This is a genomic window from Streptomyces sp. 7R007, from assembly GCF_054850255.1.
The window spans coordinates 1-26036 of sequence record NZ_JBTWMV010000001.1 but is presented as its reverse complement, the minus strand read 5'-3'; the positions used below and the strand labels follow the sequence as shown (position 1 = coordinate 26036).

The 26036-nt window shown below is 73.6% G+C and carries 27 protein-coding genes and 1 pseudogene; 13 read left to right on the top strand and 15 right to left on the bottom strand.

Annotation, left to right across the window (positions count from 1 at the left end; genetic code table 11):
• Positions 1-89 precede the first annotated feature (89 nt).
• Positions 90-1221, top strand: a pseudogene (locus ACYF6T_RS00140) (sulfite oxidase).
• Positions 1222-1274: 53 nt separating this feature from the next.
• Here ACYF6T_RS00140 and ACYF6T_RS00135 read toward each other — a convergent pair.
• Positions 1275-1481, bottom strand: a complete 207-nt coding sequence (locus ACYF6T_RS00135; protein ID WP_461692336.1) for a hypothetical protein — start codon at positions 1479-1481, stop codon at positions 1275-1277.
• A gap of 180 nt (positions 1482-1661) precedes the next feature.
• Here ACYF6T_RS00135 and ACYF6T_RS00130 point away from each other — a divergent pair, with 180 nt between their 5' ends.
• The gene (locus tag ACYF6T_RS00130) at positions 1662-3941 is read left to right on the top strand and encodes an MMPL family transporter (RefSeq protein WP_461692334.1); all 2280 of its coding nucleotides are present in this window, start codon (positions 1662-1664) and stop codon (positions 3939-3941) included.
• Positions 3942-3981: 40 nt separating this feature from the next.
• On the opposite strand, the gene ACYF6T_RS00125 is transcribed toward ACYF6T_RS00130, so the two are convergent.
• Entirely contained in the window at positions 3982-4581 is a 600-nt protein-coding gene (locus ACYF6T_RS00125; protein ID WP_461692333.1) for a cation diffusion facilitator family transporter, read from the bottom strand.
• A 36-nt stretch (positions 4582-4617) separates the two neighbouring features.
• Entirely contained in the window at positions 4618-5193 is a 576-nt protein-coding gene (locus ACYF6T_RS00120; RefSeq protein WP_461692331.1) for a TetR/AcrR family transcriptional regulator, read from the bottom strand.
• Positions 5194-5302: 109 nt separating this feature from the next.
• On the opposite strand from ACYF6T_RS00120, the gene ACYF6T_RS00115 reads away from it, so the two are divergent.
• Positions 5303-6187 carry an SDR family oxidoreductase gene (locus ACYF6T_RS00115; RefSeq protein ID WP_461692330.1) on the top strand — a complete coding sequence of 295 codons (885 nt, stop codon included), beginning with the start codon at positions 5303-5305 and terminating at the stop codon, positions 6185-6187.
• 36 nt (positions 6188-6223) lie between these two features.
• Here the strand turns inward: ACYF6T_RS00115 and ACYF6T_RS00110 are convergent, their stop codons facing one another.
• A complete protein-coding gene (locus tag ACYF6T_RS00110; protein ID WP_461692329.1) occupies positions 6224-7105 on the bottom strand; it encodes a Gfo/Idh/MocA family protein in 882 nt (293 codons plus the stop codon).
• 234 nt (positions 7106-7339) lie between these two features.
• On the opposite strand from ACYF6T_RS00110, the gene ACYF6T_RS00105 reads away from it, so the two are divergent.
• Entirely contained in the window at positions 7340-8197 is an 858-nt protein-coding gene (locus ACYF6T_RS00105) for an aldo/keto reductase (RefSeq protein ID WP_461692328.1), read from the top strand.
• 89 nt (positions 8198-8286) lie between these two features.
• The gene (locus tag ACYF6T_RS00100) at positions 8287-10056 is read left to right on the top strand and encodes an ABC transporter ATP-binding protein (RefSeq protein WP_461692326.1); all 1770 of its coding nucleotides are present in this window, start codon (positions 8287-8289) and stop codon (positions 10054-10056) included.
• Positions 10057-10077: 21 nt separating this feature from the next.
• Here ACYF6T_RS00100 and ACYF6T_RS00095 read toward each other — a convergent pair whose 3' ends face one another.
• Positions 10078-10572 (bottom strand): MarR family winged helix-turn-helix transcriptional regulator, encoded by a 495-nt coding sequence (locus ACYF6T_RS00095; RefSeq protein WP_461692325.1) that lies wholly within the window; start codon positions 10570-10572, stop codon positions 10078-10080.
• A 54-nt stretch (positions 10573-10626) separates the two neighbouring features.
• Here ACYF6T_RS00095 and ACYF6T_RS00090 point away from each other — a divergent pair, with 54 nt between their 5' ends.
• Entirely contained in the window at positions 10627-11064 is a 438-nt protein-coding gene (locus ACYF6T_RS00090) for a VOC family protein (protein WP_461692323.1), read from the top strand.
• Positions 11065-11078: 14 nt separating this feature from the next.
• On the opposite strand, the gene ACYF6T_RS00085 is transcribed toward ACYF6T_RS00090, so the two are convergent.
• Positions 11079-11414 carry a hypothetical protein gene (locus tag ACYF6T_RS00085; RefSeq protein WP_461692322.1) on the bottom strand — a complete coding sequence of 112 codons (336 nt, stop codon included), beginning with the start codon at positions 11412-11414 and terminating at the stop codon, positions 11079-11081.
• A 168-nt stretch (positions 11415-11582) separates the two neighbouring features.
• Between ACYF6T_RS00085 and ACYF6T_RS00080 the strand changes: the two genes are divergently transcribed.
• A complete protein-coding gene (locus tag ACYF6T_RS00080; protein WP_461692321.1) occupies positions 11583-11828 on the top strand; it encodes a DUF5133 domain-containing protein in 246 nt (81 codons plus the stop codon).
• Here ACYF6T_RS00080 and ACYF6T_RS00075 read toward each other — a convergent pair.
• Positions 11814-12785 carry a GlxA family transcriptional regulator gene (locus ACYF6T_RS00075; protein WP_461692319.1) on the bottom strand — a complete coding sequence of 324 codons (972 nt, stop codon included), beginning with the start codon at positions 12783-12785 and terminating at the stop codon, positions 11814-11816. The genes ACYF6T_RS00080 and ACYF6T_RS00075 overlap by 15 nt on opposite strands.
• A gap of 175 nt (positions 12786-12960) precedes the next feature.
• On the opposite strand from ACYF6T_RS00075, the gene ACYF6T_RS00070 reads away from it, so the two are divergent.
• Together ACYF6T_RS00070 and ACYF6T_RS00065 are read left to right on the top strand one after the other, a co-directional pair.
• Complete coding sequence (locus tag ACYF6T_RS00070; protein ID WP_461692317.1) at positions 12961-13419, top strand: hypothetical protein; 459 nt, start codon at positions 12961-12963, stop codon at positions 13417-13419.
• A gap of 150 nt (positions 13420-13569) precedes the next feature.
• Positions 13570-13785 carry a hypothetical protein gene (locus tag ACYF6T_RS00065; protein ID WP_461692316.1) on the top strand — a complete coding sequence of 72 codons (216 nt, stop codon included), beginning with the start codon at positions 13570-13572 and terminating at the stop codon, positions 13783-13785.
• Between the two features lie 6 nt (positions 13786-13791).
• On the opposite strand, the gene tgmB is transcribed toward ACYF6T_RS00065, so the two are convergent.
• The 3 genes from tgmB to ACYF6T_RS00050 all read right to left on the bottom strand — a co-directional run bounded on the left by tgmB (position 13792) and on the right by ACYF6T_RS00050 (position 15400).
• On the bottom strand, positions 13792-14769 hold the full coding sequence (tgmB, locus tag ACYF6T_RS00060) for an ATP-grasp ribosomal peptide maturase (RefSeq protein WP_461692315.1): 978 nt from the start codon (positions 14767-14769) through the stop codon (positions 13792-13794).
• Positions 14770-14786: 17 nt separating this feature from the next.
• Entirely contained in the window at positions 14787-14978 is a 192-nt protein-coding gene (gene tgmA / locus ACYF6T_RS00055; protein WP_461692314.1) for a putative ATP-grasp-modified RiPP, read from the bottom strand.
• A gap of 119 nt (positions 14979-15097) precedes the next feature.
• On the bottom strand, positions 15098-15400 hold the full coding sequence (locus tag ACYF6T_RS00050) for a YkvA family protein (protein WP_461692312.1): 303 nt from the start codon (positions 15398-15400) through the stop codon (positions 15098-15100).
• 331 nt (positions 15401-15731) lie between these two features.
• On the opposite strand from ACYF6T_RS00050, the gene ACYF6T_RS00045 reads away from it, so the two are divergent.
• Positions 15732-16670, top strand: coding sequence for a hypothetical protein (locus ACYF6T_RS00045; protein ID WP_461692310.1), 939 nt, complete (start codon positions 15732-15734; stop codon positions 16668-16670).
• 2 nt (positions 16671-16672) lie between these two features.
• On the opposite strand, the gene ACYF6T_RS00040 is transcribed toward ACYF6T_RS00045, so the two are convergent.
• The 4 genes from ACYF6T_RS00040 to ACYF6T_RS00025 form a co-directional block, all read right to left on the bottom strand.
• Positions 16673-18775 (bottom strand): xanthine dehydrogenase family protein molybdopterin-binding subunit, encoded by a 2103-nt coding sequence (locus ACYF6T_RS00040; protein WP_461692307.1) that lies wholly within the window; start codon positions 18773-18775, stop codon positions 16673-16675.
• A gap of 1 nt (position 18776) precedes the next feature.
• Positions 18777-19769 carry an FAD binding domain-containing protein gene (locus tag ACYF6T_RS00035; RefSeq protein ID WP_461692305.1) on the bottom strand — a complete coding sequence of 331 codons (993 nt, stop codon included), beginning with the start codon at positions 19767-19769 and terminating at the stop codon, positions 18777-18779.
• The gene (locus ACYF6T_RS00030; RefSeq protein WP_461692303.1) at positions 19766-20296 is read right to left on the bottom strand and encodes a (2Fe-2S)-binding protein; all 531 of its coding nucleotides are present in this window, start codon (positions 20294-20296) and stop codon (positions 19766-19768) included. Before ACYF6T_RS00030 ends, ACYF6T_RS00035 begins: the two co-directional genes overlap by 4 nt.
• Positions 20297-20373: 77 nt before the next feature.
• Positions 20374-21489: a hypothetical protein gene (locus ACYF6T_RS00025; RefSeq protein ID WP_461692301.1), complete on the bottom strand. Its 1116-nt coding sequence runs from the start codon at positions 21487-21489 to the stop codon at positions 20374-20376.
• 264 nt (positions 21490-21753) lie between these two features.
• On the opposite strand from ACYF6T_RS00025, the gene ACYF6T_RS00020 reads away from it, so the two are divergent.
• From ACYF6T_RS00020 to ACYF6T_RS00010, 3 genes are all read left to right on the top strand, one after another.
• Positions 21754-22284 carry a PadR family transcriptional regulator gene (locus tag ACYF6T_RS00020; RefSeq protein WP_461692300.1) on the top strand — a complete coding sequence of 177 codons (531 nt, stop codon included), beginning with the start codon at positions 21754-21756 and terminating at the stop codon, positions 22282-22284.
• A gap of 134 nt (positions 22285-22418) precedes the next feature.
• Entirely contained in the window at positions 22419-23597 is a 1179-nt protein-coding gene (locus ACYF6T_RS00015; protein WP_461692298.1) for a DUF2306 domain-containing protein, read from the top strand.
• Between the two features lie 34 nt (positions 23598-23631).
• Positions 23632-24555 carry a hypothetical protein gene (locus ACYF6T_RS00010; RefSeq protein WP_461692297.1) on the top strand — a complete coding sequence of 308 codons (924 nt, stop codon included), beginning with the start codon at positions 23632-23634 and terminating at the stop codon, positions 24553-24555.
• 51 nt (positions 24556-24606) lie between these two features.
• Here the strand turns inward: ACYF6T_RS00010 and ACYF6T_RS00005 are convergent, their stop codons facing one another.
• A complete protein-coding gene (locus ACYF6T_RS00005; protein WP_461692296.1) occupies positions 24607-25971 on the bottom strand; it encodes an FAD-dependent oxidoreductase in 1365 nt (454 codons plus the stop codon).
• Positions 25972-26036 lie beyond the last annotated feature (65 nt).

Sequence of the window (26036 nt, the reverse complement as noted above, 5' to 3'; positions counted from 1 at the left end):
CCCGCGCGAACTGGCGGAAAGATCCCGCGAGTTGCCGCCGATCTCCGCACCGGCTGCGCCGCGGCGCCGTACGGCGTGATAATGCGGGCATGGGCCATCGACTCGGTGACGCGAGCGCACCCGCCCGGCTGGCCGCCCCCGGCGAGGGCATCGGCCGTGACGAACTCGCGCTCGCCACCCGCAACCACGGCCTGCCGCTGGAGGCGCTGCGCTACGACGTCACCCCGCCGGGCCTGCACTACGTCCTGACGCACTACGACATCCCCTACGCCCCCGACGACGAGCCCTGGACGCTGTCCGTCGGCGGCCGGGTACGCCGCCCGCTGCGGCTGGAGCCGGCCGACCTGCGCGCCCTGCCCCAGGTCACCACCCGGGTCACGCTGGAGTGCGCGGGCAACGGCCGCGCCCTGCTGACGCCCCGCCCGGTGAGCCAGCCCTGGCTCGTCGAGGCCGTCGGCACCGCCGAGTGGACGGGCGTACCGCTGCGCCTGCTGCTGGCCGAGGCGGGCGTCGCGGCCGACGCCGTCGACGTCGTCTTCACCGGCGCCGACCACGGCGTCGAACGCGGCGTCGAGCAGGACTACCAGCGCTCCCTCCCCGTCGACGTGGCCACCGGCACCGAGCCCGAGGTGCTGGTCGCGTACGCGATGAACGGCTCCCCGCTGCCCCCCGCAGCACGGCCGTCCGCTGCGCCTGGTGGTGCCGGGCTGGTACGGGATGGCGCACGTGAAGTGGCTGCGCGAGATCACGGTCGCCGACACGCCGTTCACGGGATTCCAGCAGGCGGTGGCCTACCGGCTGCGCCAGGAGGCGGGGGAGGAGGGCGAGCCGGTCGACCGGATCGTCCCGCGCGCCCTGCTGATCCCGCCGGGGTTCCCCGACTTCATGTCCCGCACGCGCGTGGTGCGGCCGGGCACGGTGGCGCTGGAGGGGCGCGCCTGGTCCGGGCGGGCGCCGGTGGCGCGCGTCGAGGTGAGCACGGATGACGGACGCGGCTGGCGGGAGGCCGAGCTGGAGCCCGACCGGGGGCACCCGTGGGCCTGGCGCCGCTGGCGCCACACCTGGACGGCCACGCCCGGCGAGCACGTGCTGAGCGCGCGGGCCACCGACGCCGACGGCCGCTCCCAGCCGCTCGAACAGCCCTGGAACCGGGGCGGCTTCGCCAACAACCTGATCCAGCGGGTGCCGGTGCTGTGCGTGGAGTCCGACGGCGCGGTCTGAGCGCGCGGCCGCGTACGGCCGGCCCGACGCCCCCGCACCGGGCCGGCCGACGGTTACGGCAGCAGCTTCTCCATGGCGGACGGGCCCTCCGACTCCAGTTTGCGCCGGGCCCATTCGAGGTTGCGCGGGGTGAGGTCCCTGCCGGAGGCAAGGACGAGGTCCTCTGCCGACACATCGGTGCCGGTACGGGTGTGAAGCAGGTCGTCCGGGGTGGCACGCTCCTCGGACGGCCCGGACACGTCGGACGGTGACGTCGGCATGATGATGCTCCTCGGGTCCGGATCGCTTCCTCGGGCCCGGCGCGGTCACCGGGTCCGCTATCACCATTGAACGCCATCGCGCCCCCCGCATCCGGAGCGGCTGTGACCCGAGGTGCCCGAGGGGCCGGGCAGGCGTCTAATGGGGATATCGGACTCCGGCCGGCAGAGAAGGCCAAGGCCATGTCACCCACCCGCAGCACGGCACCAGGGGGAGGCCGGGCGGCCGCCAAGGGGATGCTGCGGCGGCTGGGGGAGTGGTGCGCCCGTCACTTCGTGATCGTCGTCGTCGCCTGGCTGGTGGCCCTGGTCGCCCTGCAGGCCCTGAACCGCTTTTACGGCGGGGACTTCTCCGACAACTTCTCGCTGCCCGGCGTGCAGTCCCAGCAGGGCCTGGACGTCCTCAAGCGGCACGATCCGGCCGCGGGCGGCTACGGCAGCCAGATCGTCCTGCACGACGGCACCAGGTCGCTGACCTCGCTGAGCTCCCAGATGTCCGGGGCGGTGGGCGACCTGCAGAAGCTGCCGCACGTCCTGTCGGTGCAGAACCCGCTGACCGCGCCGGCGCCCTCCTCGTCGCAGCCGAACGTCGGTCCGCTCTCCTCCGACGGCCACACGGCCTACCTCACCGTCCGCTTCGACAAGCAGCCCTCGACCCTCGGCGACGGCTACCTGCACGGCGTCGACCAGGCCGTGCAGCCGCTGCGGGCGGCCGGGGCACAGGTCGAGTACGGCGGCCCGCTCGGCGAACTGGCACGGCCCGCGCCCGACGACCGGGTGAGCGAACTGATCGGCTTCGGGGTGGCGATCGTCGTCCTGCTGATCGGCTTCGGCAGTGTGATCGCCGCCGGGATCCCGCTGCTGACCGCCCTGATCAGTGTGATCGGCGGCCTCGCCCTGCTCGGACTGCTGGCCGCCGCGTTCACCTTCGCGACCGTCTCGCCCACCCTGGCCACGATGATCGGCCTGGGTGTGGGCATCGACTACGCCCTGTTCCTCATCACGCGCCACCGCCAGAACCTCATGAACGGCGCCGATCCGGTGTCCGCCGCCGGCCACGCCACCGCGACCAGCGGACGGGCGGTCCTGGTCTCCGGCTGCACGGTGATCATCGCCCTGGCCGGGCTGTCCGCCTCGGGCGTGTCCTTCATCGGCAAGCTCGGCCTCGCCGCCGCGGTGACCGTGGTCTCGGCGGTGGCGGGCGCCCTGACCCTGGTGCCGGCCCTGCTGGGCCTGCTCGGCCCGCGCATCGACCGCTACCGGGTGCGCCGCCCGGTCGCCGAGACCGACGCCGCGCCGGGCAGCGCACCCCAGGGCACCTGGCACCGCTACGCCCAGCGCGTGGAGCGCCGGCCCTGGCACTTCCTGGCCGCGGGGGTCGTCACCGTCGTCGTGCTGGCCATCCCCGTCTTCTCGCTCCAGCTCGGTCACATCGGAGACGGCGCCGATCCCACCTCCTTCACCGACCGACGGGCGTACGACCTGATGACCGACGCCTTCGGACCCGGCTCCAACGGCCCGCTGACCGTCGTCATCGACCAGAGCACCGTCCCCTCCGCGCAGCGCTCCGCCCTCGCCTCCCAGGCCCAGAAGACCCTGAGCGGCGTGTCCGGGGCCGCGGCCGTCACACCGCCGACGCCCACCCAGGACGGTGACGTGCTCATCGCCACGGTGTACTCGAAGCAGTCCCCGCAGAGCGCGACCACCACGGACCTGACCAACCGCCTGGTCGACCACACGCTCCCGGCCGCGGTCTCCGGCACCCCGGCCAAGGGCTACGTCACCGGCACCACCGCAGCGCAGGTCGACTTCCGCGACATCGTGGCCGGCCGGCTGCCCCTGATCATCGGCGTCGTCGTCGCCCTGGCCTTCCTGATCATCCTCGCCGTCTTCCGGGGCCTGCTCGTCGCGCTGAAGGCGGCGGTGCTCAACGTGCTGTCGATCGCGGCGTCGTACGGCGTCGTGGTGGCCGTCTTCCAGTGGGGCTGGGGCGGGCCCGCGCTCGGTGTCTCCGGCACCGTGCCCATCGAGAGCTATGTGCCGATGATGATGTTCGCGATCATCTTCGGGCTGAGCATGGACTACGAGATCTTCCTGCTCTCGCGCGTCCACGAGAACTGGGTGCGCACCGGCGACGCCAGGGCCTCCGTCGCCCACGCCCTGGAGGTCACCGCGCGGGTGATCACCTGCGCCGCGCTGATCATGGTGAGCGTCTTCGCGGCCTTCATCGTCAGCGACAACATCGTGGTCAAGATGCTCGGGCTGGGCCTCGCCGTGAGCGTGCTGATCGACGCGACCGTCGTACGGCTGCTGATGGTGCCCGCCGTGATGACGCTGCTGGGCCGGCACGCCTGGTGGACGCCGCGGCTGCTCGACCGGCTGCTGCCGCACATCGACGCCGAGGGGGACGCCGAGCAGGCGGCGCGGGCGCGGACCGCGTCGCGTCCGGTCACCCGGGCGTGAGGGCGCGGGCGAGCCGCGCCGACGGTCCCGGGCGCCGCGTTCAGTGGCCGCCGAGGAGGATCTCCCTCGCCTCGCGTACGGCGTAGTAGACGAGCACGCACCCTGCCGCGGGGTCGGCCCACCACCAGCCGAGCGCGGAGTCGAGGACCAGCCCGAGCAGGACGGCCGCCGCCAGCAGGCCGTCGATCAGGGTGACCCGCCCCTCGGTGACCAGCACCGGGTTGCCCAGCGCCGCTCCGGTGCGGGCCTTGCCGTAGGCCAGGGCGAACATCACCGCCGCGGTGACCGCGGTCCAGGCGATGCCCAGGGGCGAGTGCCGGGCGTGGAAGGCGGTGACGAGCACCCACACGGACTGCGCCAGCAGGTAGCCGGCGAGCAGTGCGAAACCGATGCCGATCAGCCGCATAGCGGTGCGGCGGCGGTCTGCGCCGGTGCCCGACAGCTCCCACACCACCACCGTGGAGGCGCCGATCTCGATCAGGGAGTCCAGGCCGAAGCCGGCGAGCGCGACCGACCGCGCGGCGACCGCCGCGCCGGCGAGGACCACGATCCCGGCCACGTTCCAGCCGAGGGTGACGTACTCCAGGATGAGGCCGCGGCGCAGCAGTCCGCGGCGGTCGATGTCGTCGGCGCCGATCACCGGACGAGTGTGACAGGTCCGACGAACAGCCGGACGTCAGCGGTCGAGCGCGGCCGTCGCCGCGTGCAACCGGTCCAGTTCCGTGCGGGCGAGGTCGGTGAGGGTGCGCTCACAGGCCGGCTCGCACCAGCGGGTGAAGGCCAAGTGGAAGGCGAGGACGCCGAGTTCGGCGGCGATGCCGGCCACCGGCTCCGGCACCGCGCGCTTGCGCAGCGCCTCGCTCGCCGCCTCCGCGAGGCTCGCCCGCTTGAACACCGCGCGTTCCCGCAACTCGGCGTTGGCCGCGATCACTTCCTGCAGGCGGGGCCCGAACTCCCGCTGCTCGGGGGTGAAGGAGGCGGTCAGCGCGTCGAGGCCGGCGGCGACGGCGGCCAGCGGCGTGGCACCCTCCGGCGCCTCGGCGATCCCGTCCGCGAGGAGGCGGCCGTGGACGTCCTGGCCGGCGAAGAGCACCTCGCGCTTGTCGCGGAAGTGCCGGAAGAAGGTGGTCTTGGTCAGCCCCGCCCGGTCGGCGATCTGGGCGACCGCGGTGTTGTCGTAGCCCTGTTCGGCGAACAGGTCGATCGCGGCGCGCACCAGCCGCTCCCGTGCGTGGGGTTCCCATCTGGCCATGCCGTACAGCTTAGTGATGTGACTCGGTACCGTCACTCTGCTACGGTGATGTTACCGAGTCACATCACTGGGTTCCGCCCGAGCGGACCCCTTCTCAGCAGGAGCCGACATGCGTGTTTTCGTCACCGGTGCCAGCGGCCACATCGCCTCGGCCGTCGTTCCGGAACTCCTCCAGGCCGGCCACCAGGTCGTCGGCCTGGCCCGCTCCGACGCCTCGGCCGCCGTGGTGAAGGACCTCGGCGCCGAGGTGCGCCGCGGCGACCTGGCCGACCTCGACGGACTGCGCGAGGCAGCGGCCGACGCGGACGCGGTCGTGCACCTCGCCTTCGACCACGCCGCGATCCCCGCCGGACGGTTCGCCGAGGCGGCGGCCGCGGACCTGGACGTCGTACGCGCCTTCGGGGACGCGCTGGCCGGCACCGGCAAGGCCTTCCTCGCGCCGGGCCAGACCCCCACCGGCGACCCGGAGCGGGACGCGGTCATCAACGCCAACCCGCGTTCCGTGGTCTCCCGCGAGATCGCCGGGCTCGTCGAACGCGGCATCCGCGCCGTCCCGGTGGCCGTCCCGCCGGTCACCCACAGCACGCGCGACCGGTCCGGCTTCGTCCCGCAGCTGATCCGCATCGCCCGCCAGACGGGCGTGTCGGCCTACGTCGGCGACGGCGCCAACCGCTGGCCCGCCGTGCACACCCTGGACCTCGCCCGGCTCTTCGCGCTGGCCCTGGAGAAGGCTCCGGCCGGGTCACAGCTGTACGCCGCGGCCGAACCGGGCATCGCGGTCCGCGAGATCGCCGAGACGATCGGCCGCCACCTGGGCCTACCGGCGAAGAGCCTTCCCGCCGAGGAGGCCGCGCGGCACTTCGCGTCCTTCCCCTTCATCACCCTCGGCGTCACCCTGCCCGACTCCGGGACGCGGGAGCTGCTGGGCTGGGAGCCGACCCACCCGGGCCTGCTCGCCGACCTCGACGCGGGCCACTACTTCACCGCCGGCTGACCCCGGCCTTCCGCGAGAAGGGGCCCGCACGCCGCTTCACGCGCCGGCGAGCAGCCTCTCGCCCTCGGCCAGGATCTCCGTCACCCGCGCGCCGAACGCCGCGTCGCACGGATGCGGGCGTCCGGTGCGGGCCGCGGTGAGCAGGGCGTCGGCGGCGCGGACGAGGGCGGTGACCGCGCCGTCGGAGCTCTCCGGCAGGACCGTCACGCCCGACTCGCCGCGGAGCTCGACGGTCGCCCCCGCCGCCGCGGGCGGTGCCGTCAGGCTCAGGGTGAGGGTGCTCGACGCGCCGCCGGCGTGGTCGAGCACCAGATGGGCGGTGTCCCCGGGCCCGTGCGCCGCGGCCGTCACGCGCCGGGCGTCGCCGAGCACCGGCAGCAGCACGGACAGCGCGTGCGGGCCGACGTCCCACAGCGCGCCCTTCTCACGCCGCCACGGGGAGTCGGCGAACGGACTGTCGGAGGTGAAGACCGCCCCCAGCCACTCGGCGCGCGCCGTGAACCAGCCCCCGGCGTCGGCCTGCCGGGTGATCCAGGCGTCGGTCTCGGCCAGGAAGCGGGTGGTGAAGAAGACGACCGAGGCGATGTCTGCCTCGGCGGCGGCGTCGGCCACCGCCCGCGCCTGGTCGACCGTCGTCGCGACGGGCTTGTCCAGCAGCAGATGGCAGCCCGCCCGCGCGGCCCGCACCGCGAGCTCCGCCTGCACGGCCGGCGGCAGGGCGACGGCGACCGCGTCCACGTCGGCGAGGAGCTCGTCGACATCGTCGTAGGCCCGGGCGCCGTACCGGTCCGCGAGGTCCTTCGCGGCCTCCGGGCGGCGCCCCCACACGCCGGCGAACTCCACCCCGTCGTGTTCGGCGAGCGCGGGCGCGTGCGCCATCCGCGCCCACGGGCCGGTACCGAGCAGTCCTGTCCGCATGCCGCCACCTCTCCACGTCCGGTCGGGGCCGAGCCTCGCACACCGACCCGCCGTGCGCGCAAGCCCTTTCGGCGTGCCGTCCATTCAGTTGCGTGGCTGCTGAATGCGTTCTCTTTCCTCTATTGGACCTGTGGCCCCCCGCCGGTCCAGGCTGGAACGCGATCCGTGCCGCCGCGGCCCGCCGCGACCGTGCCGGAGGCCACCGGTCCCGCAGCCGAAAGAGGTCACACCCCCATGCACACCCGCCGCATCGGTGACGTCGAAGTCAGCGCGATCGGCCTGGGCGCGATGCCCATGTCGATCGAGGGACGCCCGGACGAGGCGCGCTCCCTGGCCACGATCCACGCCGCCCTCGACGCCGGGGTGACGCTGATCGACACCGCGGACGCCTACCACCGCGACGCGCACGAGGTCGGCCACAACGAGACGCTGATCGCCAAGGCGCTCGCCGCCCACGACCGCGGCAAGGACGTCCTGGTGGCCACCAAGGGCGGCCATCTGCGTCCCGGCGACGGCAGTTGGACCCTCGACGGCAGCCCCCGCCACCTCAAGGAGGCCTGCGAGGCGTCCCTGCGCCGGCTCGGCGTGGAGGCCATCGGGCTGTACCAGTTCCACCGCCCCGACCCGAGGGTGCCCTACGCGGAGTCCGTCGGCGCGGTGCGCGACCTGCTCGACGAGGGCAAGATCCGCATGGCGGGCATCTCCAACGCGAACCCCGAGCAGATCAGGGAGGCCAACGAGATCCTCGGCGGCCGGCTGGTCTCCGTGCAGAACCAGTTCTCGCCGGCCTTCCGTTCCAGCGAGCCCGAGCTCGACCTGTGCGACGAACTCGGCCTGGCCTTCCTGCCCTGGAGCCCGCTCGGCGGCATCTCCCGCGCCGGCGAACTGGGCTCCGCCTACGCCCCGTTCGCCCGCGTCGCGGCGGCCCACGGGGTGAGCCCGCAGCGCGTGTGCCTGGCCTGGATGCTCGCCAAGTCGCCCGTGGTCGTGCCCATTCCGGGCGCGAGCCGCCCCGAGACGATCCTCGACTCGCTGGCCGCGGCCGACCTCGAACTCGACGCCGAGGAGCTCGCACAGCTCGACGCGGTCTGACGCAAACCGTCCCCCTACGAGGGTGTACTTCCCGCCGACTTGGGGAGAAAGCGCTTGCTCGACACCTGGTCACTGGGAGGACACCGCCGATGGCGTCGTCGTTGGAGAGACCGCTCGACCATCGCTACCGGGACGAACACCCGATACGCACCCTCGCCTACCTGCTGCGCGCCGACCGCCGCCGCCTGATCGCGGCGGTCGGCGTCTTCACCGTCAAGCACAGCCCCGTCTGGCTGCTGCCGCTGATCACCGCGTCCATCATCGACACCGTCGTGCAGCACGCGCCGGTCTCCCGGCTCTGGCTGAGCACCGGCGTCATCCTGTTCATCCTGCTGGTCAACTACCCGCTGCACGTGCTCTACGTCCGCCTGCTGTACGGCAGTGTGCGCCGCATGGGCACGACGCTGCGCTCCGCGCTGTGCACCCGCATGCAGCAGCTGTCCATCGGCTACCACGCACGCGTGAGCGCCGGTGTGCTGCAGGCCAAGGTGGTCCGCGACGTCGAGACGGTCGAGCAGATGGTGCAGCAGACCGCCGAGACCGGCCTGGGCGCGCTCACCGTACTGACCGGCGGCCTCGTCATCATCGCCGTGCGCACCCCGGAGTTCGTGCCGGTCTTCCTGGTCGTCGTCCCCGCCGCGGCCCTCGTCGTGGCCCGGCTGCGGGCCCGGCTGCGCACCCACAACGAACACTTCCGGCACGAGGTGGAGACCCTCTCCTCGCGCGTGACGGAGATGACCCGCCTGATCCCGGTCACCCGCGCCCACGGCCTGGAGGGCAAGGCGCTGCGCCGCATGGACGGCACCCTGCGCCGGCTGCTGACCTCGGGCATGCGCCTCGACCTCGTCAACGGCCGCTTCGGGTCGCTGGCCTGGGTGGTGCTGAACGTGGTCGGCGTGCTGGTCCTGGCCGGCGCCGCGCTCGTGTCGTACTACGGCGTCTGGGGCGTGACCCCCGGCGACGTCGTCATGCTCAGCGCGTTCCTGACCACCCTCACCAACTCCACCACCACGCTGGCGATGCTGGCGCCGGTCATCACCAAGGGGCTGGAGTCGGTCCGTTCGGTCGGCGAGGTGCTGCAGGCACCCGAACTGGAGGACAACGAGGGCAAGACGCACCTCACCGCCCTGCGCGGCGCGGTCACCTTCGAGCAGGTGGGGTACGCCTACGACGATCAGGAGCGGCCCGCGGTACGGGACTTCAGCCTCGCCGTCGCCCCGGGGCAGACCATCGCGCTGGTCGGCGCGTCCGGCGCGGGCAAGTCCACCGTGCTCAACCTCGTCATCGGCTTCATCCGCCCGACCTCGGGCCGGCTGCTGCTCGACGGCACCGACATGAACACCCTCGACCTGCGCACCTACCGGCGGTTCGTGTCGGTGGTCCCGCAGGAGTCGATCCTCTTCGACGGCACCGTCCGGGAGAACGTCGCCTACGGCATGGACGACGCCGACGAGGAGACGGTGCGCGCGGCGCTGCGGGACGCCAACGCGCTGGAGTTCGTCGACCGGCTCCCGCAGGGCCTGGACACCCTCGTCGGCGAGCGCGGGGCACGCCTGTCCGGCGGGCAGCGTCAGCGCCTGGCCATCGCCCGCGCGCTGATCCGCGACCCGAAGGTGCTGGTCCTGGACGAGGCGACCTCCGCCCTGGACACGCGCTCCGAAGCCCTGGTGCAGCAGGCGCTGGCCCGGCTGCTGCGCGGGCGGACCACGTTCGTCGTCGCGCACCGGCTGTCCACCGTGCGCGGAGCCGACCGGATCGTGGTCATGGGCGACGGCGCGATCCTGGAGACGGGCACCCACGAGGAACTCCTGCGCCGCGACGGGGCGTACACCGCCCTGCACAGCGGCCAGGTCGCCTGACGGCCCTGCCCGCCGGCGCTCCTAGGGCTGCCGGTCCGTCAGTCCCCGCTGGACGCGCAGCAGCAGGTCGTGGAGCTGCTCGCGCTCCTGTGGGGTGAGCGGGGCGAGGATCTCGTCCTGGAGGGCGCGGGCCTCGGCGTCCAGTCCGGCCAGGGCGGTCCGGCCGGCCGGGGTGAGGGACACCGAGACGCGGCGGCGGTCCCGCGGCTCGCGCGCCCGTTCCACGTATCCGGCCACGGCGAGCTGTTCGACGACCTTCGCCATGTCGCTGGGGTCGACGCCGAGCCGTGCCACCAGGTCGCGCTGGGTGTGCGGCCCGAAGTCGGCGAGCGCGGCGAGCACCGCCATGTGCCACAGCCGCAGGTCATGCCGGGCCAGTCGCTCGGCGAACCGGCCGCGGGCGGTCTTGCCGACCCGGGACAGGAGGTAGGTGCTGAGCCGCAGCAGGCTCGGCGGGGCGGCGTGCGGCGCGGGATGCGCGGCGGGGCCGGGGTCCGGGGCGGGGGCGGAATCCATGCCGGAATTCTAGGGTGCGAGCCTATAGTGGGTGCGCACCCACTATTTTTGGAGGTGCATGCCGACGCTCCGGAGGTCTTCGTGGACGCCCTGTATCCCCGGCTGCTCGTGGCCGACTTCGCCGCCTGCTTCCGCTTCTACGACGCCGTACTGCCGTCCCTGGCCGGCGCACACCTCGTCAAGGGCGGGCCCGAGGGGCCGTACGCGACCTGGGACCGCGGCGACGAGGCCGTCCTGTCCCTGTTCGACCGCGGTGCCATGGCCGCCGCTCTCGGCACCGCGGACCTCCCGGGCCATCCCGCCGGTCCCGCGCAGGACACCGGCATGCTGGTCCTGCGCGTCGACGACGTGGACCGGGGCTTCGCCCTGTGCCGGGAGCGCGGCGGCGCCTGTGTCGCCGCGCCGGCCGACCGGCCCGAGTGGGGTCCGAACCTGCGCGGCGCCCACCTCCGCGATCCCGAGGGGCGCCTGATCGAGCTGCAGTCCTACTAGTCCCGGTCCGCCCGCTAGGCGGCGCTGCTGCGGGGGGCCTGGTGGCGGCAGGTCGTGTCGTGGTCGGTGCCCAGGCTGGTCCACCAGCGTTCGCAGCAGGCGGCGTCCAGCTGCTCGCGGACGATCGTGTCGGCGGCCCTGCCGCCGGACCGGGGCGGTTCGGCCGCAGCCCGCAGCAGATCGTCGATGAGCGTCTCGCGCACGACGGCGATCACCGGAACGACGCTGGCGGCCGCGAACAGGAATCCGGCCCACGCAGGGCCGTGCCGGAACTCGACGATCGTGGTCCAGGCGAGTCCGGCGCTGGTGGCGAGATACAGGGAGCCGAGGAGACGGCAGGAGCGGTTCATACGGTCACCGTTCGTGCATGGATCGTTGCTCTGTGTACAACGCTCCACGGCCCCAAGGGAATCGGGCGGGCGGTGATATCGCGTCAATTGCGGTACGACATGCGGACGCGGCGCATGGGTCGGGTCTGTCCGGGAAGGCGAGGCGCAAACCCGAGAAAGGGGCCCCACGTGCTCGTGCCCGACCCGAAGGCCGTCAGAATCCTGCTCACCAGGTACGCCACCCTGCGCATAGCCCAGGCGGAGAAGCACCGCCCGGAGGCAGAGCGCGAGTTGGCGGACGTCTGCGAGCGGCTGTGCGCGATCACGGGGGCCACCGGTATCGAGGACGCCATCGCCAGGGCCGACGCCCTCCTGCTCGCCGCCCGTGCACGACGCACACCGTGCCCGGGCGGACGGCTGTCACTGGCGGTCTGACGCCGGCGCGACGGCCTTGCCGTGGAACGCGGTCCGGTACGCCTGCGGCGAGGTGCCCACCACCCGGCGGAAGCGTTCGCGAAACGCCGTGGGGGAGCCGAAGCCGGCCTGCCGGGCGATCCGCTCGATCGGGTGGTCGCCGTGTTCCAGCAGGTACTGCGCCCGCCGCACCCGCGCCCGCAGCAGCCACTGCAGGGGAGTGGTGCCGGTCTGTTCGCGGAAGCGGCGGCTGAAGGTCCGCTCGCTCATCCCCGAACGCGCCGCCATCGCCGCGAGAGTGATCTCGTCGGCGAGGTTGTCCTCGATCCACTCCAGGACCGGTTCGAGCGTGGAGCCGCGAGGCACGGGCGGGTGCTCGGACACGATGAACTGCGCCTGCCCGCCCTCGCGTTCCAGAGGCATCACCGACAGCCGCGCGGTGTCCGCGGCGACCGCCGAGCCCAGGTCCCGGCGGACGAGGTGCAGGCACATGTCGAGGGCCGCGGCGGCGCCGGCGGAGCTGAGGATCTGCCCGTTGTCGACGTACAGCACGTCCGGCTCCACGCGCACGCGCGGGTAGCGGCGGGCCAGTTCGCCGGCTGCCACCCAGTGGGTGGTGGCGCGCAGCCCGTCCAGCAGTCCGGCCTCCGCCAGCACGAAGGCGCCCGCGCACAGTGACGCGACGCGCGTGCCGGACGCGGCCGCCCGGCGCAGGGCCGCGAGGGCCGCGGCCGAGGGCGGGCCGGCCTGCTCCGAGCAGCCCGGGACGATGACGGTGTCGGCGTGCTCCAGCGCGTCGAGGCCGTGATCCACCCGCAGGGTGAAACCGTCCGTGCGGACCTCGGGCGTCTCGGCGCACACCCGGACGCGGTAGGGGCGCCGCCCGTCGGGCAGCCGTGTGCGGCCGAACACCTCCAGCGGCGTCGCCATGTCGAACGGCACCACATGGTCGAGGACCAGAATCGCCACCGTGTGCATGAGGCCACCCTAGGCGGGATCGCGCCAGTCCCCTGACCTGGTCCGGCATCCGGGCAGGCAGGGATTGGGCCTGGCGGGAATCCGTCGGAACCTGTCGTTTCAGCCGCTGTGCGGCCCCTTCGAAGATCCCTAGCGTGAGCCGCGCACGGCTGATCGCACCGCGGAAAGGCGCCCGATGACCAAGTTCCTGCTCGCCCTGCACGTCCTCGCGGCCATCGTGGCCGTCGGCCCCGTCACCGTCGCGGCGAGCATGTTCCCGCCGGCCGCGCGCCGGGCCGCCGCCGGCGACGCGACCGCGTTGAGCACGGTCGGCCTCCTGCACCGCATCTGCCGGATCTACTCCGCCGTGGGCCTCGCCGTGCCCCTCTTCGGTTTCGCCACCGCCGGGGCGATGGGCGTCATGGGCAGCGCGTGGCTGGTGACCTCCATCACCCTGACCGCCGTCGCCGCCGGCATCCTGATCGCCTTCGTACTGCCCCGGCAGGACGAGCTGCTGGACCAACTCGGCGCCCACCAGGCCGTCGAGCGTGCCCACACCGTCCAACTCGCCATGTTCACCGGCCTGTTCAATCTGCTGTGGGCCACGGTCACCATCCTGATGATCGTCCGTCCCGGCTCCACCACCGGAGCCTGACCCCACCGCACCACCCCGCGCACAGGCCGGACACAGGCCCCGCACGGACGTCAAGCCCTCTGGCGGAATCCACACCCGGGTCTGCCGCGGCGCATACACTCGTCAGCCGGGCCCTGGCACGGGGCCGCGACACGAAAGGCGCGTTGACGGGTGTTCCAGGATTCCCCCATCTACGACCGACTCGTCGCCGAGCGCGGCGACGTCCCCGCTCAGACCCGCAGGGAGGCCGAGCGCGTGAGCCGGGAACTGGAGTACGTCATGCGACCGCTGCAGTCCCCCGGCCATCTGCCGCCCGCCGACCGCCCCGCCTCCCCAGGCGCGGGCTGGCAGCGTACGGCCCTGCTGCCCGGCTCGCTTCCGCACTGACCGGTCTCACCCCACCGTCGCACTCGTGCCGCTGACCTCCGTCGTCGGTTCGGGGCCGGGACGGGCCAGCCACTCGGCGATGGTCCGCGCGATCGGCTGACCGGTCTCCACCTCCACGAAACCGAACTGCCCCGACTGGTTGCACTCCAGAAACCACCACGTGCCGTCGGCGTCCTCGGCGAAGTCGAAGGCGCCGTAGGAGAGTTCGGCCTGCCGGACGTAGGCGCGGACCGCGTCGGCCACCCGCGGCGGGACGTCGGCGGCCCGCCAGGGCACGTCGGACGAGGTGAACCGCACGTCCACCTCGTCCTCGTCCGCGGCCGTCGCCTTGCGGGCCGCCAGCAGGGTGTCGCCCACCACGGTCAGGCGGACGTCGGCGCGCTTGGCGACGCGCCGCTGCAGCAGCGTCGGGCCGAAGGCGACGGCGGAGAAGTCCGTGTCCGGCGCGACCCTGCTGGTCGGCACCGCGCGCGGCGGATCCTGCGGATGCGCCCCGGAGACCGGCTTGACCACCAGGTCCGGGAAGCGCTCCGCGAAGTCCCGCGCCGCCTGCGGGAAGGTCGTGATCAGGGTGGCCGGCACGGGCAGCCCGCAGCGCTGGGCGTGGCGCAGCTGCCAGGGCTTGTGACGGGCCCGGCGGGCCGCGTCGGGATGGTTCATCCAGCGCGCGTCCGAGCCGCGCAGCATGCCGTAGAGCGCCTGCGAGGACTCCTCCGTCAGCCATGCGGAGGGCTCGGGAGCGTGTGCGGCCGCCCGGCCGGGCCTGCGCACCCACACCGAGCGCAGTCCCGAGATGCTCACCAGGCGGCCGGCGGACTGCAGATGGCCGCGGAAGGATCCGTGCACGTACTCCGCGGACAGCGCGACGCCGCCGGTCAGGTCGGCCGGGTCGAGCCGGACCACGGGGACGCCCGTGGCGTTCAGGTGTACGACCACCATGTCGGCGGTGACGTCCTCTTCGGAGGTCAGGATCAGTACGGTCATCGTCGGCGGTTCCGCGTTCAGTCGTCGAAGTGCGTCTTGGAACCCGCCGTGGAGGTCGTGGTGCCCAGTTCTCTGAGCAGAGCCAGGTCGCAGGCGGCCACCCGGCCGTCCCGCAGCACGTTCAACTGCCGCCCGGCGTCGTAGACGTATGGAGTCGTGGCTTCCAACTCCACCGCCGGACGTGCGTAGTTGAGCGCGAACGGTTGCATGGTCTCTCCCTCGTCGGTGCTGCGCCGACCAGGCGGTGCTCACCCTCGTGTGCCGCCCGGTCCGCCGACTGCCTTGCCCTTCCAGTCACTTATACGAATCGAACGAGTGATTGGTTTCCTTACTCTCCGTAATCAAGGGGGAATTCGTCCCCTTTGGGGCTGACGACGTTGCTGCGCAGGGTGCGCAGCGCGAGAAGGAGTACGGCGATGTCGTCCAGGTAGACCGGGTCGGGCAACAGGTCGGTCGGCAGCACGAAATACAGGACGGCACCCCAGAAGACCCAGCGCGGACCGGCCGGAAGTCCCGCCCGCAGCAGGTGACGCCGGGTGCGCACCAGGCGTACGCACACGACGACGGCGACCGCCAGCACGGCCGCGGCGAGCACCGCGGCGACGGCGATCACCGTTGTGGTCGTATCCACGGGTCCACCTCCGTCCGGCGCGCCGAGCGGCCCGCCCCCTTCTCGGATGCCCGCATCCGGCTGTCATACGTACCCGGCGGACCTGTGAGGAGGCCGTGCGTGGACTTCATACGCGTGGCCCAAGCCGAGTGGCAGGGCGCGGTGACTGCGCTTAGTAATGGTCCACGTAACGTCGCGTAAGGACGTCGGGGGCCGCGCGAGCTGTCGCACTTCTTCCATGGAGCCGAGGATGAGCATGCGCTCTTCATCACCCGATTCGCCACTGTATGAGAACGAACCGTCCATATCCGATGTTCAAGGCGATCCGGTCAGCGCCCTGGTGCACGCCGCCGTGGCCGACCGGCCTCTGGAGGAGGTCGCCCGTCTGATCACGTTGCTGGAGGAGTCCCCGCAGTACGCGCGGGCCACCGTCGACGCCCTGCGGGCGGTCGGCGTGGACCGGTCGGTCGAGGACGTCACCCGGCTGGTGGCCCTGCTGACCCGGCCGCCGCGGGATGCCGACAGCGCGGACGAGGCGATTCGCGCCGCGGCCGAGTTCCGCCCCGTGGAGGAGGTGACCCGGCTGATGGGGCTCCTGCACCAGTCGTCGGTGGAACCCCACTGCGGACAGGAGGCGGCGCGTGCGGCGGCCACCGCACGGCCCGTCGAGGAACTGGTGGAACTGATCGGACGGCTGAGCGAGGAACGGGACGCTCAGGTGCACGACGATCCCCTCCCCCCGCCGGAAGCCGATCCCATGACCACCTTCACCGAGCCGGAGCACGTCGACCCCGTCGACGAGGACAGCCGCGCGCCGCGGCGCCTGGCCCGGCCGCCGGAGCGGCCCGCCCCCCGACGCCTGTCGTGGCCCTCGCTGATCGCGGCCGGGGCGCTGCTGCTGTGCGCGATGCTCTGGTTCCCGCTGCGCCGCGACGGCGCGCCGGCGGCGGCCTACGGCGCCCTGCTCGGCGTGTCCGTCCTGTGCGCGGTGCTGGCGGTGCTGCTGACCCGGCGGCCGGCCCTGCCGGTGCTCGCCGTCGCGGTGGTGGTGCCGGCGCTGCTCGCGGCCGGCCAGTTGTACGAGGGCCGGTTCCACTCGGCGCGGGTGTCGCAGGCCCTGGACCTGACGCTCGCCCCGGCCTGGGCCGCCGGCCTGGCCGCGGTATGCGCCTCGCTGGCGGCGCTGACGGCCCTGCTGGTCCGCCTCGCCACCCAGCCGCCGCTGACCCGGGCGGCGCGGGCGCAGGTGCCGGCCCGGCCGCTCGCGGTGCCCCGCCGGGGCCGCGGCTGAGCCTACGACCCGGTGAGCGCGGCCAGCACCCGGTCCGGGGTGAGCGGCAGTTCGCGCAGCCGGACGCCGGTGGCGTGGTGCACGGCGTTGCCGATCGCGGCCGCCGTGCCCACGATGCCGATCTCGCCGATGCCCTTGCTGCCCATCGGGTTGAGCTCGCCGTCCTCCTCGTCGATCCAGTGCGCCTCGATGTCGGGCACGTCGGCGTGGGCCGGCACGTGGTAGGACGCCAGGTCCGACTCGGTGAAGTCGCCGAACGCCGCGTCCATGGTGCTGCCCTCGGTCAGCGCCATGCCCAGCCCCATGGTCATGCCGCCGACGAACTGGGAGCGCGCCGTACGGGCGTTGAGGATGTGCCCGGCGGCGAAGACGCCCAGCAGACGCCGTACCCGCGTCTCGCCGGTCACCGTGTCGACGCCCACCTCGGCGAAGTGCGCCCCGTAGGCCTGGCGCGACCAGGGGCTGTCGGCGTCGGCCCGCCCCGCCGTGTCGGCGCGCACCTCGACGCCCTCACCGGGCAGCGGGTCCGTGTCTTCGGCGAGCCGTGCCGCCAGCCGGGCGCACGCCTCGTGGACGGCCCAGCCCCAGGACGCCGTACCGGAGGAGCCGCCCGCCAGCGAGGCCGCCGGCAGGTCGCTGGAGCCGACCTCGGTGCGCACCCGGTCCAGGGGGACGCCGAGCGCGTCGGCGGCGACCTGCGCGAGCACCGTACGGGCACCGGTGCCGATGTCGGCGGCGTTGATCCGGACCACGAACGTGCCGTCGGGCAGGGCCCGCGCCGTAGCGGTGGACGGCCGGACCAGCACGGGGTACATGGCCGCGGCCACGCCCGTCCCGAGGAGCAGGGGTCCGGCGGTGCGGGAGCGGGGGCGCGGATCGCGGCGGGACCACTCGAAGCGGCGGGCGCCCTCGCGCAGGCACTCCACCAGGTGCCGGCTGCTGAAGGGCTTGCCGCTGTCGGGCTCGGCGTCCGGTTCGTTGACGATCCGCAACTCGACCGGGTCCATGCCCAGTTCGCCCGCCAGCTCGTCCATGGCGGACTCCAGCGCGTACATGCCCGGTGCCTCGCCGGGTGCGCGCATCCAGGACGGGGTGGGCACGTCCAGGGCCGCGACGCGGTGCACGGTACGGCTGTGCGGCGCCGCGTACATGATGCGGGCCGGCACGGCGGCCTGCTCCACGAACTCCTTGACGCGGGAGGTGTGGGTGGTGACCTCGTGGATCAGGGACGTCAGACGGCCGTCGGCGCCGGCGCCCAGCCGCAGCCGGTGCAGGGTGGGCGCGCGGTGGCCGACCACGGCCGCCAGGTGGCGCCGGGGCAGGGCCACGGTCACCGGCCGCCCGGTGTGCCGGGCGGCCATCGCGGCGAGGACCACGTCGGCACGGGGCGTCCCCTTGGAGCCGAAGCCGCCGCCCACGTGCTCGGCGGCCACGGTGACCTGCTCCCGCTCCAGCCCGAACAGCGCGGCCAGCGTGTCGCGGACGAAGGTGGTGCCCTGACTGGAGGTGTGCACGATGAGCCGGTCGCCCTCCCAGCGGGCCGTGCTGGTGTGCGGCTCCATCGGGTGGTTGTGCAGCGGGGGCACCCGGTAGGCGACGTCGACGCGGACGGCCGCCGAGCCGAAGGCGCCCTCGGGGTCGCCGTGCTCGGTGCTGCCCGGGTAGCCGCCGTTGGCCGTCTCGGGGACGTACGCCCCCGGATGCGCGGCGGTCAGGGTCACGTCGGGTTCCTCCGCCGCGTAGCCCACGCGGACGGCTCCGGCCCCGGCGCGGGCGTCCTCCAGGGTCTCGGCCACGACCAGCGCGACGAACCAGCCGCGGTGCGGCACACGCGGGTTCTGCAGCACCGCCAGGGTGGCGTCGTCCGGTTCGGCCAGGCGGGGCGCGTTGTCGTGGGTGAGCACCGTCAGCACGCCGGGCAGCGCCAGGGCGGCGGCGGTGTCGACACCGGTGACCCGGCCGCGGGCGATCGCGGCGGGCACCGGCCAGGCGTGGACGCGGCCGGAGAAGGGGTGCTCGGCGGCGTAGCGGGCGGTGCCGGTGACCTTCTCGCGTCCCTCGCGGCGCTCGGCGGGAGCGCCCAGGGAGGTGCTGGTGCCGGCCATGTCAGCTCCTCTCGGACGCGGTGAGCCGGGTCAGGACGTCGAGGGCGAGACCCCGCGCGAGGGGCACCTTGTAGGCGTTGTCCCGCAGCGGGCGGGCCTCGGCGAGTTCGAGGTCGACGGCGTGCTCGAACGCGGCGCGCGTCGGGGCCGCCCCGAGGAGCGCCTCCTCGGCCCGCCGGGCCCGCCAGGGCCGGTGCGCGAGCCCGCCGAACGCGATCCCGGCGAGATCGACGACGCCGTCCCGCACCCGCACGACGACGGCGACGGATGCCAGTGCGAAGGCGTACGAGGCCCGGTCACGTGCCTTGCGGTAGGCGGAGGGCGCCCCGGCCGTGCGCGCGGGCAGCAGCACGCCGGTGATCAGCTCGCCCGGCCGGATCACGGTGTCCAACTCCGGACGGTCCCCGGGCAGCCGGTGGAAGTCGGCCGCCGGCACGCTCCGGGCGCCCTCGGTGCCGTACAGCTCGACCGCCGCGTCGACGGCGGCCAGCGCCACGGCCAGGTCCGAGGGATGGGTGGCGATGCAGTGCGGGGAGTGCCCGAGCACGGCGTGGTCGCGGTGCACGCCGTCGCGGGCGCCGCAGCCGCTGCCGGGCTCGCGCTTGTTGCACGGCTTGGACAGGTCCTGGAAGTACGGGCAGCGGGTGCGCTGGAGCAGGTTGCCGCCGGTGGTGGCGGCGTTGCGCAGCTGTCCCGAGGCGCCGGCCAGCAGGGCCTGGGACACGGCCGGGTACCGGTCCCGGACGGCCGGGTGGGCGGCCAGGTCGCTGTTGCGGACCATGGCGCCCACGCGCAGTCCGCCGTCGGGCAGCTCCCGCACCGCGTCCAGGGGCAGCCGGCCGACGTCGACGAGCACCGTGGGCCGTTCGACGCCGAGCTTCATCAGGTCGACGAGGTTGGTGCCGCCGCCCAGGTAGCGGGCGCCGGGGTGGGCGGCGCAGACCTCGGCGGCCTCCTCGACGCTCGCGGGGCGTACGTAGTCGAAGGTCTTCACCGGATCACGTCCTCGACGGCGTCGACGATGCGCGGGTAGGCGCCGCAGCGGCACAGGTTGCCGCTGAGCCGCTCGCGGATCTCCTCCCGGCCCAGCGGCACCGGCCGGCCGGACGGCGTGGCCGGGTCGGTCACGTGCGAGGGGTGCCCTGCCGCCGCCTCGGCGAGCGCGCCGACCGCGGAGCAGAGCTGGCCGGGGGTGCAGTAGCCGCACTGGAAGGCGTCGCGTTCCAGGAAGGCCCGCTGCAGCGGGTGCGGTCCCTCCCCGTCGCCGCCCAGGCCCTCGACGGTGGTGATCTCGCAGCCGTCCAGCGTCACCGCCAGCAGCAGGCAGCTGTTCATCCGCCGCCCGTCCACCAGGACCGTGCAGGCGCCGCACTGGCCGTGGTCACACCCCTTCTTCGCGCCCCACAGGCCGAGATCCTCGCGCAGCAGGTCCAGCAGGACGCGCCGGGTGTCGACGGTGAGCGTGTGGGGCTTGCCGTTGACCCTGAGCGTCGTCTCGCACCGTGTGCTCTTGTGGTCCATGGCGTCGATGCCTTCCGGACGGGACGTCGTGTCCGTCCCGCGTATCCATCCTGCGCGGCCCGACACGCCCGCCGTGGCTACCCGCCGGATCCCTCGTGGTCGCGGCGGCCCTTCCCGGGGAGCCTGAGGCGTTCGAAGGTGCGGGTCAGGGCCTGCAACGGGGAGGGCGCGGGCTCGGCGGCCGCGGGCGCCTCGCGCGGGGCGGGCAGCTCGGCGGCGGACTCGCGGTAGACGGCCAGCGCCTCGTGCGCGCGCTCGGCGGCCTCCCGGTACAGGTCCCGGGACTTCGTCATCGCCTCCAGCGCCTCGGCGTACATGGCCACCAGGCTGCGCTGGCGGGCGAGTTCCTCCTCCAGCGTGGTCAGGTGCCAGTCCTCCCGCAGCGCCGTCAGGACCTCCTCGGCGCCGTCCGGCAGCGGCGGCGGCAGCGCGGCGAAACGCGTCAGGGCGTCGACGAGCTCGGCGGGCCGTGAGCCGTCCAGGAAGACGGTGCGGACGGCGAAGTCGCCCGCGTCGAAGCCGGACGGCAGCTCGGGCGGCGGCAGCAGGACGGCACCGCCGCGCGGCACCTCCACGTCGAACTCGCGCAGCGCCCAGTTCACCACCCGCAGCTGGTCGGGGGCGGCGCGGTGCTCCAGCACCCGGTGCCGCAGGCTCGGCGGCAGCAGCGGGCCGAGCGGACGCCGGCCGCGCTCGTCGGGGGTCATCGCCTCGTGGACGACGACGTTGAGCCGCCAGCCGTCGCCGACGCAGGCGCGCAGCAGACGCCGTATCTCCTTGTCCTCCGTGGGCAGCCGGTTGACGTCCCGCAGGCGCAGCCCCGTCGTCGGCTCGTGGTCCCACTCGACGTCCGGGTCGTCGGGCCAGAACAGGGTGGCCGGCGAGGGCCAGTCCTGGTCCCAGGCGCGCTCCGCCTCCGCCATCAGCCGCCACTCCCGGCCGTCGTCGCCCTCGCGGGCGAGCGTGAGGCGGGCCCGCACGGTCACCGTCCCGGCGGCCTTCCACCGCGCCTCGAAGACGTACGGCGCGTCGTCCGGGACGTCCGGCTCCATGTGGTCGTCGATGACCGCGTTCTGTTTGTGCCGCCGCAGTGTGCGCCGGACGACGTCCGGTGCGTCGGCTCCGGCGTGGCGGCCGCGGGCGAGCCACACCGTGGGCGGAATCGGGGGACGGACGGTCGGAGAGGAGAGCATGAGTCCATCTGGTGGCGGGGGCACGTGCGTACACCAGTATGGATGTCCGCCGCGGCCGTGGATCACCCGGGGTGGCGCGCACAGGATGTGCGCCGCGCACTCGGGGTGCGCGGAGGGCACCTGCGGTCACGGTGGTTCACTCGTGCCTCCCGGCCGGTCACCGCCGTCACAATGGCGCCTCGAACAGGACCCGCCCACCATCCGCTTCGGGGCGGGTCCTGTTCGCGTGCGCACGCCGACCTGCCCGGACGATACGGTCGCCCCATGTCCGACACCCGGTTGACCACCTCCTCGTATCTCGTGCTCGGCATCATCGACAAGCTGGGCGAGGCGAGCGCGTACGACGTGAAGGTGGAGGCGGCCCGCACGGTGGCGCCCTTCTGGTCCGTGCCCCACGCGCAGGTGTACGCGCAGTGCGACCGTCTGCTCCAGGCGGGCCTGCTGACGCAGGTACGCCGGGAGAGCGGCCGGGGCCGCAGGGTGCTCGCGCTGACCGACACCGGCCGGGCCGCCCTCCAAGGGTGGCTCGCCGACCCGGAGTTCGTGCCGGTCGAGGCCCGTGAGCGCGGCATCCTCAAGCTCTGGTTCGGCGGCCGGCCCGAGGTCCTCGCGCCGACCCAGGTCGGCGAGCATCTTCGCACCCTGCGCGAGTACGAGGAACTCGCCGACGGCGTGGGCGAGTTGCTCACCCCCGGCCAGCGTGAGGCGCTGGAGTTCGGGATCCGGTACGAGCGGATGATGGTCGACTTCTGGCGCTGGGTGGAACACCGGGACGACCGCACTCCGGACGCCTGAGCCGCTCCCCGTCGACGGATAGTCCAATAAAGACTATCGAGACCGTTGACCCCGGCGGCGGACCCGCCCTACCGTCTCGATAGTCCAGACGAGACTATCGGGGGCCGGGTCGCGGCCACGGGCAGGGAGTCGTCGTGCGTCGTCCAACGAGGGGCACCTGGCGCCGGATCGCCGCCGTCGCCGTGACGGCCGTGTGCGTGGCGTACGCGCCGGTGGCGATGACGGAACTGTGGCCCTACGCCCGCCCCGGCGCGCCCGCGTTCGGCGAGTGGCTGCTCGCCCGCACCGTCTCGCCGCGCTACGTCGCCGACGCCCTGGCCACCCGGATCGGGCCCTACCGGCACAGCCTCGCGCCGATGATCCTGCACTCCGTCCTCGGCGGCGTCCTGATGCTGCTCGGGCCGGCGCAGCTGCTGACCGCCGCACGCCGGCGCACCCGGCTGCACCGCCTGCTGGGGGTGCTGTTCGCGGCGACGGTGTACGCCTCCATGGCGGGCGCCGCCGTCTACCTGGCCCGCACCGCGCCCGAGGACGCCTTCAGCGGAGCCGCCTTCTGGATCGTGCTCGCCGCCATCCTCGTCGGCACGGTGCTCAGCGTGACCTTCGGCGTCCTCACCGCCGTCGGCGGCCACCGCGACCTGCACCAGCGGTGGATGCTGCTGTGCTACGGCTACCTGATGACCGCGCCGCTGCTGCGCCTGGAGTGGGGCGCCCTGCCCTGGATCATGCCGGGGCTGCCCATGACGGAGATCAACCGCGTGGCGATCCAGCATCTCGGCTCGCTGGTCGTCTTCGGCGCGCTGATCGCCTCCCGCGCGCTCGACCGGCGGGCACAGGTCCCCGGGGTGCGCGGCTCGTGGACGCCGTTGCCGGTCACCGCCGCCGCGCACCTCGCGGGCGCCGCCGGGCTGGCCTGGATCACCGTGTCCTACCTGCACTTCGGCGCCGCGGGCCGCCGTCTGCTGGTCGCCTACCTGCTGCCGTACGCCGCCGCGTACGCCGTGATGGCCGTCTGCGCCCACCGCGCCGGGCGGGCGGGGCGCGGCTGGGCCCGCGAGGAGTGGCGGCTGCACCTGACGGCCCTGTGCCTGGCGCCGGCGGTGTCGGCGGGCGCGGTGCCGGTGCTGGAACGGGGCCTCGGCCTCACCCGGTACACGGCGTTGTCGGCGGGCGCCGCGGTCGGCTGCGGCCTGCTCGCCTTCGCCGCGACGGCCGTGGTCAGCCTGCGCGTCCTGTACGCCCGCGAACTGCTCAAGCGGGCCTCGGCCGCCGACCGCGTCCCGCCGGTCGGCGTGTCGTCGCCCGTCGCCTGACCGCCGTACCGGCCCCCGAGGAACGGAAGCCGCCATGCAGATCCACGAGGACAGCGAGACCGACCCGCCGGCCCACGCGCGGCCGGAAACCGCCCTGCCGAACCCCTCGACTCCCGCCCCTGCCACGGGGTACGGCCGTCCGCTGACGGCCGGGGTGGCGATGCTGGCCACGGTCGTCGCCCTGATCAGCCTCCTCGCCGGCGGGCTGCTGACCGCCGTCGCCCTGACCGGGCACGTCTTCGGCGCCTGGCCCTCGCCCGAGCCGCTCAGCCAGGGCCTGGTCGGTGCCGCCATGCTCGGCACGTCCCCGGCCCTGTTCAAGGTGAGCGCGGCGGAGCGCTGGCACGAGGTGCGTACGCTGGTCCACCCGATGGCGATCGTCCTGACCGGCCTGTTCGCGGTGAGCCTGCTGGATGCCGGCCACCTCTGCCTCGCCAAGGGCGGCACCATCGTCGCCGTCCTGTTCAGCCTCGGCTGGCTGCTCACCCTCGGCCTGCTGACCGTGGCCGCGCTGATCCTGCTCGCCTTCCAGCATCTGACGCCCGCCGGACCGCCCGCCCCGCGCACAGCACCGCTGCCCGGCTGGGCGAAACCGGGACTGGCCGTGCTCGGCTCCTCCTGGCTCGGCATCGGCACCGGACTGCTGGTCCGCCCCGGCTTCTGGGGCGACCTGGTGCCGTGGGAGCTCAACCGCCTCGACGCCCAGGCCCTCGGCGTGTGGGCGCTCGCGCTCGGCGTCGGCGTCCTGGGCGCCCTCGCGGAGGACGACCTGCACCGCACCCGCCCGGCCCTGCTCTCGCTGCCCGCCACCGGGGCCGCCCTCACCGTCGTCCTGGTCTTCCGCGCCACCGGCGTCGACTGGGACTCCGGTCCCGCGCTGAGCCTGGTCTGCATGGTGGCCGGTCTGCTCTTCGCGGGTGCGAGCGGACGCGTCCTGCTGCGGCGGCACGGCGGCTGAACGACGGCGGGCCCGGAAGCACCGCTCCCGGGCCCGCCGCAGGGGGAGTTCCTACGCGCCGCTCTCCCGCAGCATGTCCTCCCGCTCCACGATCTTCACGCGCTCACGGCCCTGCGGCTCGCCCAGCGCCTTCTCGGCCGCGTCCAGCTTGTACCAGCCCTCCCAGGTGGTGAAGCGGACGTTCCGATCGGTCAGGAAGGCGTCCACGGACTCCGGCTCGGGCGCGGCGGGCGTGTGCAGCCGGCCGTTGGCGAAGTCGTCCAGCAGGTTGGCGACCGTCTCGTTGGCGTCACCCTTGGTGTGACCGATCAGACCGACGGGACCGCGCCGGATCCAGCCCGTGACGTACGTCGACTGCAGGTGCTCGCCGGTCTCCTGGATCACCCGGCCGCCCTCGTCCGGGACCGTGCCCGTCTCGATGTCCCAGGGCAGCTTGGGCAGCTTGTCGGAGAGGTAGCCGACCGCGCGGTAGACGGCGGTGACGTCCCAGTCCTTGAACGCGCCGGTGCCCTTGACGTTGCCGGTGCCGTCCAGGGCGGTGCGCTCGGTGCGCAGGCCGACGACCTTGCCGTCCTCGCCGAGGATCTCGGCGGGCGACTCGAAGAAGTGCAGAAACAGCTTGTGCGGCCGGTCGCCGACGTCGCGGATCGCCCAGTTCTCCAGGGTCTTGGCGACCATGTCCGCCTGCTTGTTGCCGCGCCGGGTCTCGATCGAGCCCTCGTCGTAGTCGATGTCCTCGGGGTCGACGATGACCTCGATGGTGGGGGAGTGGTCCAGCTCGCGCAGCTCCATCGGGGAGAACTTCGCCTGTGCCGGGCCCCGGCGGCCGAAGACGTGGACCTCCAGCGCCTTGTTGGCCTTCAGGCCGTCGTAGACGTTCGGCGGGATCTCCGTCGGCAGCAGCTCGTCCGCCGTCTTGGCGAGGATGCGCGCCACGTCCAGGGCGACGTTGCCGACGCCCAGCACGGCGACCTTCTCCGCCTCCAGCGGCCAGGTGCGCGGCACGTCCGGGTGGCCGTCGTACCAGGACACGAAGTCGGCGGCGCCGTAGGAGCCGTCCAGGTCGATGCCGGGTATGGGCAGTTCGCGGTCGGCGGTGGCGCCGGTCGAGAAGATCACGGCGTCGTAGAAGGCGCGCAGGTCGTCGAGGCTGATGTCGGTCGGGTAGTCGACGTTGCCGAAGAGCCGGATCTGCGGCTTGTCGAGCACCTGGTGCAGGGCCGTGATGATGCCCTTGATGCGGGGGTGGTCGGGGGCGACGCCGTAACGGATCAGTCCGAACGGCGCCGGCATGCGCTCGAAGAGGTCGATGGAGACGCCGGGCTCGGCGGCGACGTCGGACTTGAGCAGGGCGTCGGCGGCGTAGATCCCGGCGGGGCCGGCTCCGACGATGGCTACCCGCAGGGGGCGGGGCATGATCAGGTTCCCTTCGAGCGGCGATGGATCGACTCGAACAGGAAGCCTAAGCTAAGGCAAGCCTA